Genomic DNA, 16,106 nt, shown 5'->3' with positions numbered 1-16,106 from the left:
TGCTGTCTATATGAACAGTCTGTATTTTTGTACAGTATCGCCCACTATGCAAGGGGATTTCCGTGTTTTCGGCGAATTTCGCAAGAAATACTTGTCCACGGGCGGAAAGCAGGGGCGAGTACGCGCTTTTCGGACGCTTGAGGAAGGAATGATTGAAACGTTTGCAAAAGGCGGTTATAATCTTCGGCTGACCTTCCCACACCCGTCTTGACGCCGGGGTGGGCGATTATCAATCCGACCTGAAGGAGTTTGCATGCGTCATTATGAAATAGTCTTTATCGTCCATCCGGACCAAAGCGAGCAAGTGCCCGCGATGATCGAACGCTACAAAGCCAGCGTAACCACCCGCGGCGGTTCGGTTCACCGCGTGGAAGATTGGGGCCGCCGTCAAATGGCTTACTCGATCCAAAAGCTGCCTAAAGCACACTACATCTGCCTGAACATCGAATGCGACAACGAGACCCTGGTCGAGTTGGAAACAGCATTCAAATTCAATGATGCCGTGTTGCGTCACCTGACCGTTAAAATGAAGAAAGCTGAAACAGCTCCTTCGCCGATGATGAAATCGGTACAACGCGAAGACGCGGCCAAAAGCCACCGCACCGAAGCACCAGCAGCCGCTCCTGCCGCAGCAGCAGCTTAATTCTTGACCAGGATCGTGCGCTGAACCAGCTACAAGTTACCGCCATCATTGCCGAGCGCGAAATATTGCGCTATACCCCGGCAGGGCTGCCGATTGTGAATGCAGTATTGCAACACAGTTCGCAGCAGATGGAAGCAGGGATTGCCCGTTTGACCGAGTTTGATGTTGCCGCGCTAGCCGCTGGCGAGATCTCAGGCCGGTTCAGTCAGGCAAGCTTGGGCGGGGTGTATCAGTTCACGGGTTTCCTGGCCAGGAAGAGCCGCAACAGCAAGAGTTTGGTGTTTCACATCATTGATTTTAGTGCAGTCAATTCTGACTAGCGCATTTTAGATACAGGAGCCTGACATGGCATTCGGTAAAAAGTTCGACAAAAATAAGCTCAAGCTTAAAGAAAAACGCAAACAGCAAAACCCATTGTTCAAACGTAAGAAGTTCTGCCGCTTCACCGCAGCTCACGTTGAACAAGTCGACTACAAAGACGTCGACACGCTGAAAGACTTCGTCCAGGAAAACGGCAAGATCATGCCAGCACGCCTGACCGGTACCAAAGCGCACTACCAGCGCCAAGTCGACACCGCAATCAAGCGCGCTCGCTTCCTCGCGCTGCTGCCATACACCGATCTGCACCACGCTTAATCGGTCAGATATTCCTGGAGAAGAACTATGCAAATCATTCTGTTAGAAAAAGTTGTTAACGTCGGTAACCTCGGCGAAGTCGTCAAAGTCAAAGACGGTTACGCACGTAACTTCCTGATCCCGCAACGCCTGGCACGTCGTGCTACGGCTACCGCTGTGGCTGAATTCGAAGTCAAGCGCGCCGAACTGGAAAAAGCTGCTGCCGCCAAACTGGCCGCATCGCAAGCCCAGGGCGAAAAACTGAGCGGCCTGACCGTTCAAGTTGCTCAAAAAGCTGGTGTTGATGGCCGTCTGTTCGGTTCCGTCACCAACTTCGACATCGCTGAAGCGCTGAGCAAGCAAGGTTTTGCTGTTGAAAAAGCACAAATCCGCATGCCTACCGGCCCGCTGAAGATCGTTGGCGAGCACAACGTTTCGGTTGCTCTGCACACCGACGTGGTTGTGGAAGTTGTTATCGCTGTCGTTCCAGACGCGAACGCGTAATCGTCTGCGGGCCTGGCCCGCAAGCGTTGCCGCACTATGAAAAGCCGGGCTCGCCCGGCTTTTTTGTGGCCTTTTTTTCGCTCAATTTCAGCCCTTTATTTTTGCCAGCACGCCGAAGCGGGTATAATTCGCGCCATGAACGCCCCCTCTGATCCGCAACTGGATTCCCTCCGTATTCCGCCGCATTCGATCGAAGCAGAACAATCCGTCATTGGTGGTCTGCTGCGCGACAATGCAGCGTATGACCGCATCGCCGACTTCATGCATGCGGAGGATTTCTATCGCTATGACCATCGCATCATCTTCGAGCAAATCGTCAAGATGGTTAACGCTTCCAAGCCAGCCGATGTCATTACTGTTTTTGAAACCCTGACCCAGCTCGGCAAGGCCGATGATGTGGGCGGACTCGCTTACCTGAACGCCATGGCGCAAAACACGCCATCGGCCGCGAACATCCGGCGCTACGCCGAGATCGTGCGCGACCGCGGCGTGCTGCGCAAACTCATCACTGTCGCTGACGATATCTCCGGCACGGCCTTCAGCCCGCAAGGCAAGGAAGTCAAGCAGATGCTTGACGAGGCCGAATCGAAGATTTTCGCCATCGCCGAAGAAGGCGCGCGCGGCGCCCAGGGCTGGACTGCCATCCAGCCCCTGCTGACGCAAGTGGTCGAGCGCATCGACGAACTGTACAGCCGCGACAACCAGAGTGAAATCACGGGCGTGCCCACCGGTTTCATCGACCTCGACCGCATGACCTCCGGTCTGCAGCCGGGCGACCTGGTGATCGTGGCAGGACGCCCCTCGATGGGCAAGACGGCGTTTTCCGTCAACATCGGCGAAAACGTGGCCATCGACAGCGGCTTGCCCGTGGCCGTGTTCTCGATGGAGATGGGCGGCGCCCAGCTGGCCATGCGTATGCTGGGCTCCGTCGGACAGCTCGACCAGCACCGCCTGCGCACGGGCCGCCTGAACGACGAAGACTGGCCGCGCCTGACGAATGCGATCCAGAAGATGAACGACGCGCAGTTGTACATCGATGAAACGCCGGCGCTCAACTCGATCGAATTGCGTGCCCGTTCGCGCCGCTTGTCGCGTCAATGCGGCAAGCTGGGCCTGATCATCGTCGATTACTTGCAGCTGATGTCTGCCAATACGCCGGGCGACAACCGCGCCACGGAGATTTCCGAGATTTCACGGGGCTTGAAAGGCCTGGCGAAAGAACTCGGTTGCCCCGTGATCGCGCTGTCCCAGCTGAACCGCTCGCTGGAGCAACGCCCGAACAAACGTCCTGTCATGTCCGACTTGCGCGAATCGGGCGCTATCGAGCAGGATGCCGACGTGATCCTGTTCATTTACCGCGACGAGGTGTATAACCCCGACTCGCCAGACAAGGGAACGGCCGAAATCATCATCGGTAAACAACGTAACGGTCCAATCGGCAGCATCCGCCTCACCTTCATGGGGCAGTACACCAAATTTGGCAATTACAGTGGTGGCCTGGCGCTTTACCAAGGCGACTAACACAGCAGCACTGCTATTCCATTGGCCGCCCCCTCCACCGGGGCGGCTTTCTGTAGTAAATAACACGACTCAATGCTTAACGGAGAATGACATGTTTGGACGCTTGATGCCCACTGAGGGCAAGTTTTTTGAATTGTTTAACCAGCACGCGGAATTGTGCGTCAAGGGCGCCAAAGAGATGCTCGGCCTGATGACCAATTTCGACGACCTGGAAAACCGCGTACATGCGATCGAAAGCATCGAGAAACAGGCGGACAAAGTCACCTACGCCACCGTGGAAATGCTGCACAAGACCTTCATCACGCCGATCGACCGCGATGACATCCATCAGCTGATCACGCGCCAGGACGACATCCTCGACCTGCTGGAAGATGCGGCGCAAACCGTCTCGCTGTACGACCTGAAAGCCGTCACGCCGGAAGCCAAGCGCCTGGCCGAACTGGTGCTGGCCTGTACCGAAAAAGTGCGCGACGCCGTCGCCATGCTGCACAACATGGACAACTCGCGCAAGATCGTCGCCATCTGCGAAGAGATCGACCGCCTGGAATCGGACGCCGACCACGTGATGCGCGCCGCCATGTCCAAGCTGTTCCGCGACGAACCGGACGTGCGCAACCTGATCAAGCTGAAAGCGATCTACGAAATTCTGGAAACCGTGACCGACCGTTGCGAAGATGTGTCCAATATTATCGAAGGCATCATCGTCGAAAACGCGTAAGCGTTGGGCTGTCCTGAACCAGAATCAGAAAAGAAACTATAATGACCATACAAATCAGCATCTACGTGCTAGGCCTGTTGATCGTCCTCGCGCTGCTGTTTGACTTCATGAACGGCTTCCACGATGCCGCCAACGCGATCGCCACGGTGGTCTCGACGGGCGTATTGAAACCGCAGACCGCGGTTGCCATGGCCGCCACGTTCAACTTCGTCGCCATCTTCGTGTTCCACCAGCTGACTGTGGCCGCCACAGTGGGCAAGGGCACCATCGATCCGGCAGTGATCGACCAGTACGTGATCTTCGGCGCGCTGATGGGCGCCATCTTCTGGAATTTGTTTACCTGGTACTACGGGATTCCCTCGTCGTCCTCGCACGCGCTGATCGGCGGCCTGGTGGGCGCGGCCGTCGCCAAGTCCGGCACCGGCGCGCTGGTCGCGGCCGGCCTGTGGAAAACCGTGGCCTTCATCGTCATCGCACCCGTCCTGGGCTTTGTGTTCGGCTCGATCATGATGCTGATGGTGTCGTGGATCTTCGTGCGCTCGACGCCGCGCAAGGTCGACAAGTGGTTCCGCCGTTTGCAACTGGTCTCGGCGGCCGCCTACAGCCTGGGCCACGGCGGCAACGATGCGCAAAAAACCATCGGCATCATCTGGATGCTCTTGATCGCCGCCGGCTACTCCAGCGCGGCCGATGCCATGCCGCCGATGTGGGTCATCATCTCGTGCTATACGGCGATCAGCTTCGGCACCCTGTTCGGTGGCTGGCGCATCGTCAAGACCATGGGCCAGAAGATCACCAAGCTCAAACCGGTGGGCGGCTTCTGCGCCGAAACGGGCGGCGCGATCACCCTGTTTGTCTCGACGGCGCTGGGCATTCCCGTGTCGACCACGCACACCATCACGGGCGCCATCGTCGGCGTCGGCTCGTCGCAAAAAATGTCGGCCGTGCGCTGGGGCGTGGCGGGCAATATCGTCTGGGCCTGGATCTTCACGATTCCCGCCTCCGCGTTTGTTGCCGCGGTTGCCTGGTGGATTGGCCAGCACATCATGTAAGGCGGCCTTGGGCCAACTGGGCGCCTGTATAAAAAAGGAACCGTGAGGTTCCTTTTTTTATGCGCCGGCCAGTTCCACCGTCAGTCCCTCGCAGGCGAGGAACACCTGCAGGCCGTCCAGGCGGCTCGCATAGCGGCCCATCACGTCGGCAAACACGGCTTCGAGCTGCTCGTCGCTGCGGGTCGGTTCGTGGTGGGTGCAGTACAGGCGCCGCGCGCCGCAGCGCAGGGCCAGGTCGAAGGCGGCGTCGAAGGTGCCGTGGCCCCAGCCCTGCTTGCCCGGGTATTCCTCGCGCGTGTACGAGCAATCCATGATCAGCGCATCGACGCCGGCGACCAGCGCGTCGATGCCGGCCTGGCGCTGCGCATTGCGCGCCGCGCAGGCCGCGTGCTCGGCATGGCCGGGCGGATGCAGGTTGTAGAACGGCTCATGGTCGCCGCTGAAAAACAGCGCGGCGCCGCCGCAGTCGATGCGGTAGCCGAGGTTGACGACGGGGTGGTTCATTTCCGCGCCGCGCACGCGGGCGCCACCCACCTCGACGGCTTCGCCGGGCGCCAGGGTGCGGTATTCGATACAGGCCGCCATGGCCGCTTCGCTGACGGGGAAATAGCTGTTTTGCAGCTGCACCGCCATCACGTGCTCAATGCCGCGTCCGGCGGCGGCATCGTGGGCGCCGTGCAGGCGCATGCGGTTGCCGGCCACGAACAGGGGCGAAAACATGGGCAGGCCGTGGATGTGGTCCCAGTGGCTGTGCGTGATGAAGACGTGCGCGTCGACGGGCTCGCCTGGCGGCAGTTGCTGCGCCAGCGAGAAGATGCCGCTGCCCGCGTCGAGAATGATCAGGCTATCGTTGTCGGTGCGCACTTCGATGCATGTGGTGTTGCCGCCATAGCGCGCCGTGCGCGGGCCGGGAGAGGGGATGGAGCCGCGCACGCCCCTGAACGTGAATTTCATTCAGTACCTTGTTACGGTGTAATTATTGTTGATTCTATTCTAATTAATGAAATTGGCGGCAACATTTATGTGTGTTGCGATACGGAAAGTTATTTCATTTTGTTGTAACTAAGTAATGTACAGTGCGCAGGGTGGCCGTTACACTGACGCTTGCCGACTTCCCCTTTTTTTGCTTGCCCATTACCTGATTGTCATCAACATGCCTCAGTTGCACCCTGAGAAAATCGCCCACAGACTGGAGCAATTGACCGAACTCAGTGTCGCGCTCGGCCATGGCCTGGGCGGCGAGGGGCACGATATCGGCGCGCTGTTGCAACGCATCGTGCTGCTGGCAAAAAGCATGAGCGGCGCCGATGGCGCCACCCTGTACCGGCCCACGGCCGAGGGCCGCCAACTGGCGTTCGACATCAGCGTCAACGACAGCCTGGGCATCGCGCAGGGCGTCGACATGGGCTTGCCGGGCGTGCCCCTGTTCGACGCTGCTGGCCAGCCGAACCTGGCGTCGGTGGCCGCGTATGCGGCGAATATGCGCCGCAGCGTGAATATCGCCGACGTCTACCGCGACGAGGGCTTCAATTTTTCCGGCATGCGCGAGTTCGACCGCCACCACGGCTACCACACGCAATCGATCCTGACTGTACCCATGAGCGACCACGAGGGCGATCTGATCGGCGTGCTGCAGCTGGTCAATGCCAAGGATGGCGAGACGGGCCAGGTACGCGCCTTTTCCTCCACCGACCAGCGCTTCATCGAGGCGCTGGCCGCGCAGGCGGGCGTGGCGCTGACGAACCAATTGCTCATTGCGCAGCTGGAAGAACTGCTCGAATCGCTGGTTACCCTGATCAATATCGGCATCGATGAAAAGTCGCCGTACACGGGGCGGCACTGCCAGTTCGTGCCCGAGCTGACGATGCTGCTGGCGGACGCCGCGCATGCGACGGACAGCGGGCCGCTGGCCGATTTCCGGCTCAGCGACAACGAGCGCAAGCAGCTATGGCTGGCCGGTTTGCTGCACGACTGCGGCAAGATCACCACGCCCGTGCACGTGGTTGACAAGGCCACCAAGCTGGAAACCATTTTTGATCGCATCGCCCTGATCGACACGCGCTACGAAGTGCTGCTGCGCGACGCCGAGATCGCGGCCCTGCGCCAGCAGGCGGCGCAGCCGCAGCAACAAGACGCCATCGCCCGCGCGCTGGAACTGGAGCAGGCGGCGCTGCGCGAAGAGCGCGACTTCATCCGGCGCGTCAACATCGGCGGCGAAAGCATGGCGCAGGCCGACCAGGAGCGCGTGCGGCAGATCGCCCGGCGCCGCTGGCGCGCGGCCGATGGCGAACTGCGCGAATTTCTCGACGCCGACGAGACGGAAAACCTGACCATCCGCGCCGGCACCCTGACGGCGGCCGAGCGGGCCATCGTCAACAACCATATCAGCGTCTCGATCCGCATGCTCGAAGCGCTGCCGTGGCCCAAGCACCTGCAAAAAGTGCCGGAATATGCGGGCGGCCACCACGAGCGCATGGATGGCAAGGGCTATCCGCGCGGGCTGACGAAGGAGCAGATGTCGGTGCCGGCGCGGCTGATGGCCATCGCCGACATTTTCGAGGCGCTGACGGCGCGCGACCGGCCCTACAAGAAGGGCAAGTCGCTGTCCGAATCCCTGCGCATCCTGGGTAACTTCAGCCTGAACGGGCATATCGACCCGGAGCTGTTCGATGTCTTCATCCGCAGCAAAGTCTATCTGACCTTCGCTGAAAAGCATTTGCATCCGAGCCAGATCGATGCCGTCGACGAGGCGGCCATTCCGGGCTATACCCCTTGAAGCTGCCGCTGGCCTTGCGCAAGCATGGGGCGCGGTCGCTGCTGGGCATGCTGCTGACCTTGGCGGCGGCCGTCCTGTGCCTGGCCGGCAACGACAACATCGCGCGGCTTGACGCCATGCTGGGCGACTGGCGCATGCGCGCGGAAAAGCCGCAGCTGGACCGCCGCATCGTCATCGTCGACATCGACGAGCAAAGCCTGGCCAAGGTGGGCCGCTTCCCCTGGAGCCGCGACATCCAGGCGCGCCTGGTGCGCCAGCTGACGGGCCATTACGCCGTGTCCGCGCTGGGCTTCGATATCTCGTTTCCCGAAGCCGATACCAGTTCCGGCTACGCCGTGCTGCAAGACCTGGCGCATGGCGAACTGGCGGGCGTGGCCGGCTTGCCGGCGCAGCTGGAAAAGCTGCGCCCGGCCATGGATTACGACGGCCTGTTTGCCGAGGCCATGCGCGGCCAGCCCGTGGTGCTGGGTTACAGCGTCTCGGAGCAGCAAAGAAAGGGCGTGCTGCCCAAGCCCGCCTTCACCGTGGCCGACTTGAACGGGCGTTCCGTCACGGCCTACGTGGCGCGCGGCTACGAAGCCAATATCGCGCCCCTGCAGGCGGCCGCGCGAGGCGCCGGCATCTTCACGGCGCTGACCGATACCGATGGCGTCGTGCGTTCCTCGACCCTGTTGCAGCGCATCGGCGATGGCTACTACCCGTCGCTGTCGCTGGCCACCGCTGCCGTCTACCTGCAGGCGCGCGCCATCGCCCCCCGTTTCACGGGCACGGCCGATACGCTGTCGGCGCGCGAGCTGGCCAGCGGCGGCCTCGAACACGTCATGCTGTTCACGCCGCGCGGCGCGCTGGCGATCCCCGTGGGCGAAGCCTTGAGCACCACGGTGCAGTACCGCGGCGCGGGCGGCCCCGATGGCGGTGCCTTCCGCTATGTCTCGGCGTCCGACGTGCTGGCCGGCACGGTGCCGCCCGCGCTGCTGAAGGGGGCCATCGTGCTGGTGGGCACCACGGCGCCCGGCTTGAACGATATCCGCGCCACGCCCGTGAATGCCGAGTATCCGGGGGTGGAAGTGCACGCCAACCTAATCAAGTCCATGCTCGACGGCCGCTTCAAGGTGCGGCCCGACTATGCGCTGGCGCTCGAACTGGTGCAGATCGTGCTGTGTGGCCTGCTGCTGGCGGGCGCCCTGGCCGTGCTGCCGCCGGCCGGCGTGATGCTGGCCACGCTGGGCGCGCTGGCAGCCGCCATCGGCATCAACCTGTATCTGTACGCCGTGCACGACATGGTGCTGGGCGGCGCCGTGCTGCTGTTGCTGATCCTTGCGCTGTTCATCGCCAACCTGGCGTGGGGTTACTTTTTCGAGGTGCGCAAGGGACGCGCGCTGGTGGCCCGCTTCGGCGAATATGTGGCACCCGAGCTGGTGGCCGAGATGGCCGACGATCCGCAGCGCTACACCATGGAGGGCGAGAACCGCGAACTGACGGTGCTGTTTGCCGACGTGCGCGGTTTCACGGCGATCTCCGAGCAGCTGGCGCCGGCCGCGCTGCGCGAATACATCAACGACTACCTGACGGCCATGTCGGAGGATATCCGCGACAGCCATGGCGGCACCCTGGACAAATACATCGGCGACGCCGTGATGGCGTTCTGGGGCGCGCCCGTCGCCTTTGGCGATCACGCCAGCCGGGCCGTGGCCAGCGCCCTGCTGATGCAGGACAGCGCGGCGCGGCTGAACCGGCAGTTTTGCGCGCGCGGCTGGCCGCCGCTGCACATCGGCATCGGCCTCAATACGGGGCCCATGCATGTGGGCGACATGGGCTCGCGCATCCGCCGCGCCTATACCGTGATGGGCGACAGCGTCAACCTGGCCGCGCGCCTGGAAGGCGCCAGCAAGCTATATGGCGCGGGCATCGTGGTGGGCGAGGCCACGCGCGCCGCCGCCCCGGATTTCCTGTACCGCGAGCTCGATCTGGTCAGGGTGCTGGGCAGGCAGGAAGCGGTGGCCATCTTCGAGCCGCGCGGCCTGCAGGCCGCTGCCGCTGCCGCCGAGCTGGCGCAACTGGAGCGCTGGCATGCGGTGCTGGCCCGGCTGCGCGCGCGCGACTGGGCGGCGGCTGGCGCGCAACTGGCGCGCTTGCAGGCGGACTTTCCCGACGACGGCCTGTACCGGCTGTACGCGGCACGCCTGGAGCGGTACCGCAATGCGCCGCCACCTGCCGACTGGGATGGCGTGACAGTCTTGAATAGCAAGTAAGCCACTGCTTTGCAGGGGGAAATGCAGGCAATGGCGGCATTTTTCAGCCTTGTTGGCAGAATGTTTGCTGCAGTGCGATGAAAATCAGGGCGAAATGTTAGAAATTTCTGACTGGAAACTAAAAGCCGTCTAAAATTTGTCTTCAATCCATTGCCGGACATGCTGGCGCCTGCGGGCCGCGCGTTTGTCCGGTTACACAAGAAATCCTTCACATGACATATCGTTTGGTGCACCTGCTTGCGGGTTCCGCGCTGCTGTTCGCCGTCGGCGCCGCCGGCGCTGCCGTTTCCATGGATGAAGCTGTTCCTGCCGCGCAGGAGGACGGCGTGCCGCGCTTCGAGATCCGCCGTTTCGACGTCCAGGGCAATACCCTGCTCATGTCCGCGCAGGTGCAAGCCTTGCTTGCGCCCTACACGGGAGCGCAGCGCGATTTTTCCGACATTGCCCGCGCCGTCGAGGCGCTGGAAGCGGCCTACCGCGAGCGCGGTTACAGCGCCGTGCAGGTGCAATTGCCCGAGCAGGAGCTGGAACGGGGCGTGGTGCGCCTGAGCGTGCTGCAAACGCCGCTGGGCAAGCTTGCCATCAGCGGCAACGCCCATGTCGACGAGGCCAACGTGCGGCGCGCCCTGCCGGCCCTGCGCGAAGGCGAGACGCCGAACTTGCCGGCCCTGTCGCAAAGCCTGAAGCTGGCCAATGAAAACCCGGCGCGCAAGATCGAAGTGCGCCTGCAGGCCGACGAGCCGGCCGGCGCCATCGATGCCATCGTCACGGTGGCCGATGAAAAGCCCTGGAAAGCCATGCTCAACGTGGACAACACGGGCAACGGGCAAACGGGCAAGACGCACGTGGGCGTGGTGTTGCAGCATGCCAACTTGTTTGGCCGCGACCATGTCGCCAGCCTGCAATACACGAGCAGCCTGGAAAAGCCGGACAAGGTGGGCGTGTATGGCGCCGGCTACCACTTGCCGCTGTATGCGCTGGGCGACTCGATGGATTTTTTTGCCAGCTACTCGAACGTCGATTCGGGCAGCGTCTCGGCCGGCATTTTCGACCTGGCCGTCAGCGGCCAGGGCAGCATGGCTGGCATCCGCTACAACCAGAACTTTGCCCGCAGCGGCGATTTCGAACCCAAGCTCGTGTACGGCGTCGATTACAAGGCTTACCGCAACAGCGTGCAATTGTTCGGCATGGAACTGGGCGCCGACGTTACCGTGCATCCGCTCAGCGTCAGCTACATCGGCAACTGGACCTTGCCCACGGGCGAGACCAGCGTGGCGGTCACGTTCGCGCATAACATTCCTGGCGGCAAGCACGGCGCGCAAGCCGATTTCGACCGCGTGCGCGCGCATGCCAAGGCGGCCTACAACACGGTGCGCCTGAGCGCCAGTTCGGGCCGCGTGCTGGCCGGCGACTGGCAATGGCGCGCGCTGCTCAACGCGCAAGTCACGCCGGATGCGCTGGTGCCGGGCGAGCAGTTCGGCGCCGGCGGCGCCGCGTCCGTGCGCGGCTTTGCCGAGCGCGAGGTAGCCAATGATTCTGGCGCCAACCTGAACCTGGAACTGTACACGCCGAACTGGTGCGGCCAGGCGCTCGCCTACCAGTGCCGCGCGCTGGTCTTCTATGACACGGCCTGGCTGCGCCGCAACCATGTGCTGCCTGGCGAAAGCGCCTCGCAAGGCATAGCCAGCGGCGGCCTCGGCCTGCGTTTGCTGCTGAGCCGCTACGCCAATCTGCAACTCGATTACGCCCATGTCGTCAATGGCGGCGACACGGGACAGCGGGGCGCCAACCGCCTGCATTTCCGCCTCGCCTTGGCCTACTAGCATCAGGATGAACACCATGCACAACCACGTCCAGCACGCCTCCGTTTTCATCCTGACGCCACCCTTTGCGCCGCCCTTTGCGCCTCCCTTGCGCCGCACGGCGCTGGCGCTGCTGCTGGCCGGCTGTTTCGGCGCGGCGCAGGCCAACCCCGCCTTGCCGCAGGTGGTCAACGGACAGGCGACATTCAATCAGCAGGGCAACATCTTCTCGATCACGAACACGCCCAACACCATCATCAACTGGCAGAGCTTTTCCATCCATGCGGGTGAAATCACGCGCTTCATCCAGCAAAACGGCAGTAGCGCCGTGCTCAACCGCATCACGGGACAAGACCCCAGCAAGATCCTGGGCGCGCTCGAATCGAACGGCAAGGTCTTCCTGATCAACCGGAACGGCATCGTCTTCGGCCAGGGCGCCAAGGTGGACGTAAACGGGCTGGTGGCGTCCAGTCTGGGCATGACGAACGAGGACTTCCTGGCCGGCAAGCGCCAGTTTACGGCCGGCAGCGTGGCCGGCGGCGTCAGCAATGCGGGCCTGATCAATGCGGGCAAGGGCGGGCAAGTACTGCTGATTGCGCCGAACGTGGACAACACGGGCATCATCACGGCGCCGAATGGCGAAGTGACCCTGGCGGCCGGACGCAGCGTGCAGTTGGCCGACCCCGGCAATCCGCAATTGCGCGTGCTGGTCTCGGCGCCAGCGGACCAGGCCCTGAACCTGGGCCAGATCCTCGCCCAGGGCGGCAGTATCGGCATGGCCGGCGCGCTGGTCAGCCAGCGCGGCGTGCTCAACGCGAACAGCGCCGTCGTCGGCGAGAACGGCAGGATCGTCCTCAAGGCCGGCGGCAAGGCGCTGCTCGAAGCGGGCAGCGTCACCAGCGCCACGGGCGCGGCCGGCACGGGTGGCCAGATTCAGGTGCTGGGCGAGCAGGTGGGCTTGCTGGGCAATGCGAGAGTCGACGCCAGCGGCGCCACGGGCGGCGGCACTGTCTTGCTGGGCGGCGACTACCAGGGCAAGAACGCGGCCGTGCAGAATGCGCGGCAGGTGCTCGTCGGCAAGGACGCCAGCGTCACTGCCGATGCCATAGTCAGCGGCAACGGCGGCAAGGTCATCGCCTGGGGCAACGAATCGGCCCAGGTACACGGCAGCATTTCCGCGCGCGGCGGCGTACAAGGTGGCGATGGCGGCTTCGTGGAGACGTCCGGCCATTACCTGGCCGTCGACGGCATCCGCGTCAATACCAGCGCTGCGCATGGCAAGCGCGGCAACTGGTTGCTCGACCCGTATGATATCGATGTGGTGCAGGGGGCGGGCGGCAACCTGGCCAATGTCGATCAGTTCAGCGACATGCCGACGACGGGCAGCACCAGCATCGGCGCCGACACCATCTCGGGCGCCACCAGCGATGTCACCTTGCAGGCCCTGCATCGCATCAATTTCAGCAGTTCGGTGAATATGCTCCATTCCGGCGTCAGCTTGACGGCGACGGCGGGAGAAACCATCAATGTGTACGCTGCCATCACCACTAATGCCGGCAATGTGACCCTGTCGGCGAACGATGCCAGCAGTGGTGGCAACTATGGCCCGGGATCGAACGTCAACCTGAACGCGCCTATCACCAGCAACGGCGGCAACATTTCGCTATCCGGTGCCGGCGTGGCGGGGGCCGCTGCCGTGAATGTCGGCAACGGCAATCTGAGCTTGCGCGCGAATGACGCGCTGGGCGGCATCAGCCTGTCGGGCGGCGCCAACCAGCTCACTGGCAGCGGTATCGTCGGCCAGACGGTGACCCTGCAGGCCGACAATATCACCCTTGCCGGCGGCATCGATGTCGGCGGCACGGCGGGCGGCGCGAATGTGATCATCAAGCCCTTGGGCAGTTCGCGCAGTATCGACCTGGGTACCAAATCGGGCACGGCCTTGAGTCTGAACGCGATTGAGCTGGACGGCATCTCGGCCGCGAGGCTGACCATCGGCGACGGCACGCAGACGGGCGGCATCCACATTTCGGATGCGCTCGCCAGGACAGGTGACTTGCACCTCAATGCAGCTTCCGGCATCACGGCCACCGGTGCGGTGACGGTCGATGGCAGCTTTGTGCTGGACGGCGGCAACTGGGTGCAGAACGCGACGCTCCTGCCAGGATTCAGCGCCAGGAACTTCACCATCGGCAGCGGCGCCAGTTTCCTGCGCGTAGCCGGCGGCGACGGTGTCGCCTCACCCTATCTGCTCGCCGATATCTATGGCGTGCAAGGCATGGCCAGCCTGGGGCTCGGCAACAACTACCGCCTGGCCGGCAATATCGACGCCGGCGGCACCGTGAACTGGAACGATGGCCAGGGCTTTGTGCCGATTGGCGGCGGCAGCGGTTTTTCCGGCGTGTTTGATGGCGCCGGATTTACGCTCAGCAACTTGAAAATCGACCGCAGCCTGGCGCCAGGCTCGGCGGCAGGCCTGTTCGGCAGCGTGCAGGGCGGCACCTTGCGCAACCTGACTCTGAGCGGCGGCAGCGTCACCGGCACGGCCAACGTGGGCGCCTTGGCGGGCGAGGTCGTCAGCGGCATCATCGATGGCGTGAACAGCAGCATGGCCGTCAGCGGCCAGCGCAATGTCGGCGGCCTGGTGGGCAGCAACGGCGGCGCCATCACGCTGTCGGCCAGCAGCGGTGCCGTCACCGGCATCAATGCCGATGGCGGCGGCGCCATCGGCGGCCTGGCGGGATGGAACGCGTTCGGCGCCAGCATCGCGACCTCGTACGCCACCGGCGTGGTGACGGGCGCGCGCGAGATGATCGGCGGCCTGGTCGGCAATAACCAGGGCGCGCTGCGCCAGTCTTATGCCACCGGCAATGTGAGTGGCGCGCGCAGCATCGGCGGCCTGGTGGGCCTGAACGGCGGCAGCATCGATGATGCGTATGCCAGCGGTGCCGTGGGCCGGGCCGGCACGGCCGATCCCATCCTGGCCTGGGAAAACATGGGCGGACTGGTCGGTGAAAGCACGGGCAGCGTCAGCCATGTCTTCAGCAGCGGCGCCGTGATTGGCGCCGGCTATGCGGCAGTGGGCGCGGTCGCCGGCCGCGTGTCCGCCGGTTCCCCGTTCAGCTATGGCTTTTTCAATTCTGAAACGTCGCTGGTGCAAGCCGATGGCGGCGGCTCCAGCGGCCGCAGCACGGCGCAGATGCAGCAGCAAGGCAGTTTCAACGACTACAATTTCAGCAGCGTGTGGCGCATCTACGATGGCTACACGACGCCGATGCTGAAGGCGTTCCTGAAGCCGCTGCAAGTGAACCTCTCGGGAAATGCGGCGGGCAAGGTCTACGATGGCCAGCTGGCCGCCTTCCTCGGCGTGATCGGCTATGTGGGATTGATCGATGGCGACACTGGCGTCAATGGCGGCCTCGGTTACGGCAGCAATGCGCGCAATGTGGGCAGTTATGCCGCGACGGGCCTGTGGTCGACCAAGTACGACATCACCTTGGGCGGCACGACGACCTTTGCCATCACGCCGCGCGCGCTGACGGTGAGCATCGGCGGCAATGGCAAGATCTATGACGGCACCCTGGGCTACGACGGCGTCAGCTTTGTGCTGGGCAATGTGGTGGCGGGTGACAACATCAGCATCAGTGGCAGCGCCGCTTTCCTCGACAAGAACGTGGGTAGCGGCAAGGCCGTGCATGCCAGCGGCCTGGCCCTGGGCGGCAACGAACTGGGCAACTACAGTCTGGCCGCGACGACGGCTGACGGCACGGCCGACATCACGGCGCGCGTGCTGAACTATGGCGTCACGGGCGCGCAAAGCCGCGTCTACGACGGCACCCTGCAAGCGGCTCTGAACGGCTACTTCGAAGGCCTGGTGACGGGCGACCAGGTGAGCATGGCGGGCTTGCTGGGCAGTTTCCGCGACAAGCATGTGGGCACTGGCAAAGTGGTCGATTACCAGGTGGCGACGGGCCAGCTGACGGGCGCCGATGCGGGCAACTATGTGCTCAATGGAAGCGCGGGCAGTACGACGGCCGACATCGCGGCGCGCACCCTGAACGTGAGTGTTAGTGGCGTCAACAAGACGTATGACGGCACGACGGGCGCGCAAGTGCGCCTTGGCGACGACCGCATCGAGGGCGATGCCCTGACGGTGGCAGGCAATGCGGCGTTTGGCAACAAGAATGCGGGTGCCGGCAAGGCCGTCAATGTCACGGACGTGG

The 16,106-nt window shown here is 63.2% G+C and carries 12 protein-coding genes; 11 read left to right on the top strand and 1 reads right to left on the bottom strand.

The features are described 5' to 3' along the window. Positions 1–253 precede the first annotated feature (253 nt). From rpsF to AC54AF_RS20180, 7 genes are all read left to right on the top strand, one after another. On the top strand, positions 254–643 hold the full coding sequence (rpsF, locus tag AC54AF_RS20210; protein ID WP_034750499.1) for a 30S ribosomal protein S6: 390 nt from the start codon (positions 254–256) through the stop codon (positions 641–643). A gap of 20 nt (positions 644–663) precedes the next feature. Then, a complete protein-coding gene (priB, locus tag AC54AF_RS20205; protein WP_034783455.1) occupies positions 664–963 on the top strand; it encodes a primosomal replication protein N in 300 nt (99 codons plus the stop codon). 25 nt (positions 964–988) lie between these two features. After that, complete coding sequence (rpsR, locus tag AC54AF_RS20200; protein WP_010400024.1) at positions 989–1,279, top strand: 30S ribosomal protein S18; 291 nt, start codon at positions 989–991, stop codon at positions 1,277–1,279. Positions 1,280–1,306: 27 nt separating this feature from the next. Then, positions 1,307–1,762 carry a 50S ribosomal protein L9 gene (gene rplI, locus AC54AF_RS20195; protein WP_496637958.1) on the top strand — a complete coding sequence of 152 codons (456 nt, stop codon included), beginning with the start codon at positions 1,307–1,309 and terminating at the stop codon, positions 1,760–1,762. 135 nt (positions 1,763–1,897) lie between these two features. After that, positions 1,898–3,283, top strand: coding sequence for a replicative DNA helicase (locus AC54AF_RS20190; protein WP_034750488.1), 1,386 nt, complete (start codon positions 1,898–1,900; stop codon positions 3,281–3,283). A gap of 91 nt (positions 3,284–3,374) precedes the next feature. Further along, positions 3,375–4,001 (top strand): DUF47 domain-containing protein, encoded by a 627-nt coding sequence (locus tag AC54AF_RS20185; RefSeq protein WP_010400015.1) that lies wholly within the window; start codon positions 3,375–3,377, stop codon positions 3,999–4,001. Between the two features lie 38 nt (positions 4,002–4,039). Beyond that, entirely contained in the window at positions 4,040–5,053 is a 1,014-nt protein-coding gene (locus tag AC54AF_RS20180; protein ID WP_131689403.1) for an inorganic phosphate transporter, read from the top strand. 57 nt (positions 5,054–5,110) lie between these two features. Here the strand turns inward: AC54AF_RS20180 and AC54AF_RS20175 are convergent, their stop codons facing one another. Next, complete coding sequence (locus AC54AF_RS20175; RefSeq protein WP_496637957.1) at positions 5,111–6,007, bottom strand: MBL fold metallo-hydrolase; 897 nt, start codon at positions 6,005–6,007, stop codon at positions 5,111–5,113. A gap of 199 nt (positions 6,008–6,206) precedes the next feature. Here AC54AF_RS20175 and AC54AF_RS20170 point away from each other — a divergent pair, with 199 nt between their 5' ends. From AC54AF_RS20170 to AC54AF_RS20155, 4 genes are all read left to right on the top strand, one after another. Next, a complete protein-coding gene (locus AC54AF_RS20170) occupies positions 6,207–7,829 on the top strand; it encodes a GAF and HD-GYP domain-containing protein (RefSeq protein WP_496637956.1) in 1,623 nt (540 codons plus the stop codon). Positions 7,830–7,876: 47 nt separating this feature from the next. Further along, on the top strand, positions 7,877–10,081 hold the full coding sequence (locus AC54AF_RS20165; protein WP_496637992.1) for a CHASE2 domain-containing protein: 2,205 nt from the start codon (positions 7,877–7,879) through the stop codon (positions 10,079–10,081). Positions 10,082–10,293: 212 nt separating this feature from the next. Then, complete coding sequence (locus AC54AF_RS20160) at positions 10,294–11,904, top strand: ShlB/FhaC/HecB family hemolysin secretion/activation protein (RefSeq protein ID WP_496637955.1); 1,611 nt, start codon at positions 10,294–10,296, stop codon at positions 11,902–11,904. 16 nt (positions 11,905–11,920) lie between these two features. Next, a partial coding sequence (locus AC54AF_RS20155; protein ID WP_496637954.1) for a beta strand repeat-containing protein occupies positions 11,921–16,106 on the top strand: 4,186 nt, incomplete at its 3' end.

The organism is Janthinobacterium sp. JF4 (assembly GCF_059617925.1).
Note: the sequence above shows the minus strand (reverse complement) of the source record. Positions and strands in the feature narration are given on the sequence as shown.

Coding starts and splice junctions, on each gene's coding strand:
- AC54AF_RS20185 (WP_010400015.1), top strand. CDS start 3,375: ATGTTTGGACGCTTGATGCCCACTGAGGGCAAGTTTTTTGAATTGTTT.
- rpsR (WP_010400024.1), top strand. CDS start 989: ATGGCATTCGGTAAAAAGTTCGACAAAAATAAGCTCAAGCTTAAAGAA.
- AC54AF_RS20170 (WP_496637956.1), top strand. CDS start 6,207: ATGCCTCAGTTGCACCCTGAGAAAATCGCCCACAGACTGGAGCAATTG.
- AC54AF_RS20190 (WP_034750488.1), top strand. CDS start 1,898: ATGAACGCCCCCTCTGATCCGCAACTGGATTCCCTCCGTATTCCGCCG.
- rpsF (WP_034750499.1), top strand. CDS start 254: ATGCGTCATTATGAAATAGTCTTTATCGTCCATCCGGACCAAAGCGAG.
- AC54AF_RS20165 (WP_496637992.1), top strand. CDS start 7,877: ATGCTGCTGACCTTGGCGGCGGCCGTCCTGTGCCTGGCCGGCAACGAC.
- AC54AF_RS20175 (WP_496637957.1), bottom strand. CDS start 6,007: ATGAAATTCACGTTCAGGGGCGTGCGCGGCTCCATCCCCTCTCCCGGC.
- rplI (WP_496637958.1), top strand. CDS start 1,307: ATGCAAATCATTCTGTTAGAAAAAGTTGTTAACGTCGGTAACCTCGGC.
- AC54AF_RS20160 (WP_496637955.1), top strand. CDS start 10,294: ATGACATATCGTTTGGTGCACCTGCTTGCGGGTTCCGCGCTGCTGTTC.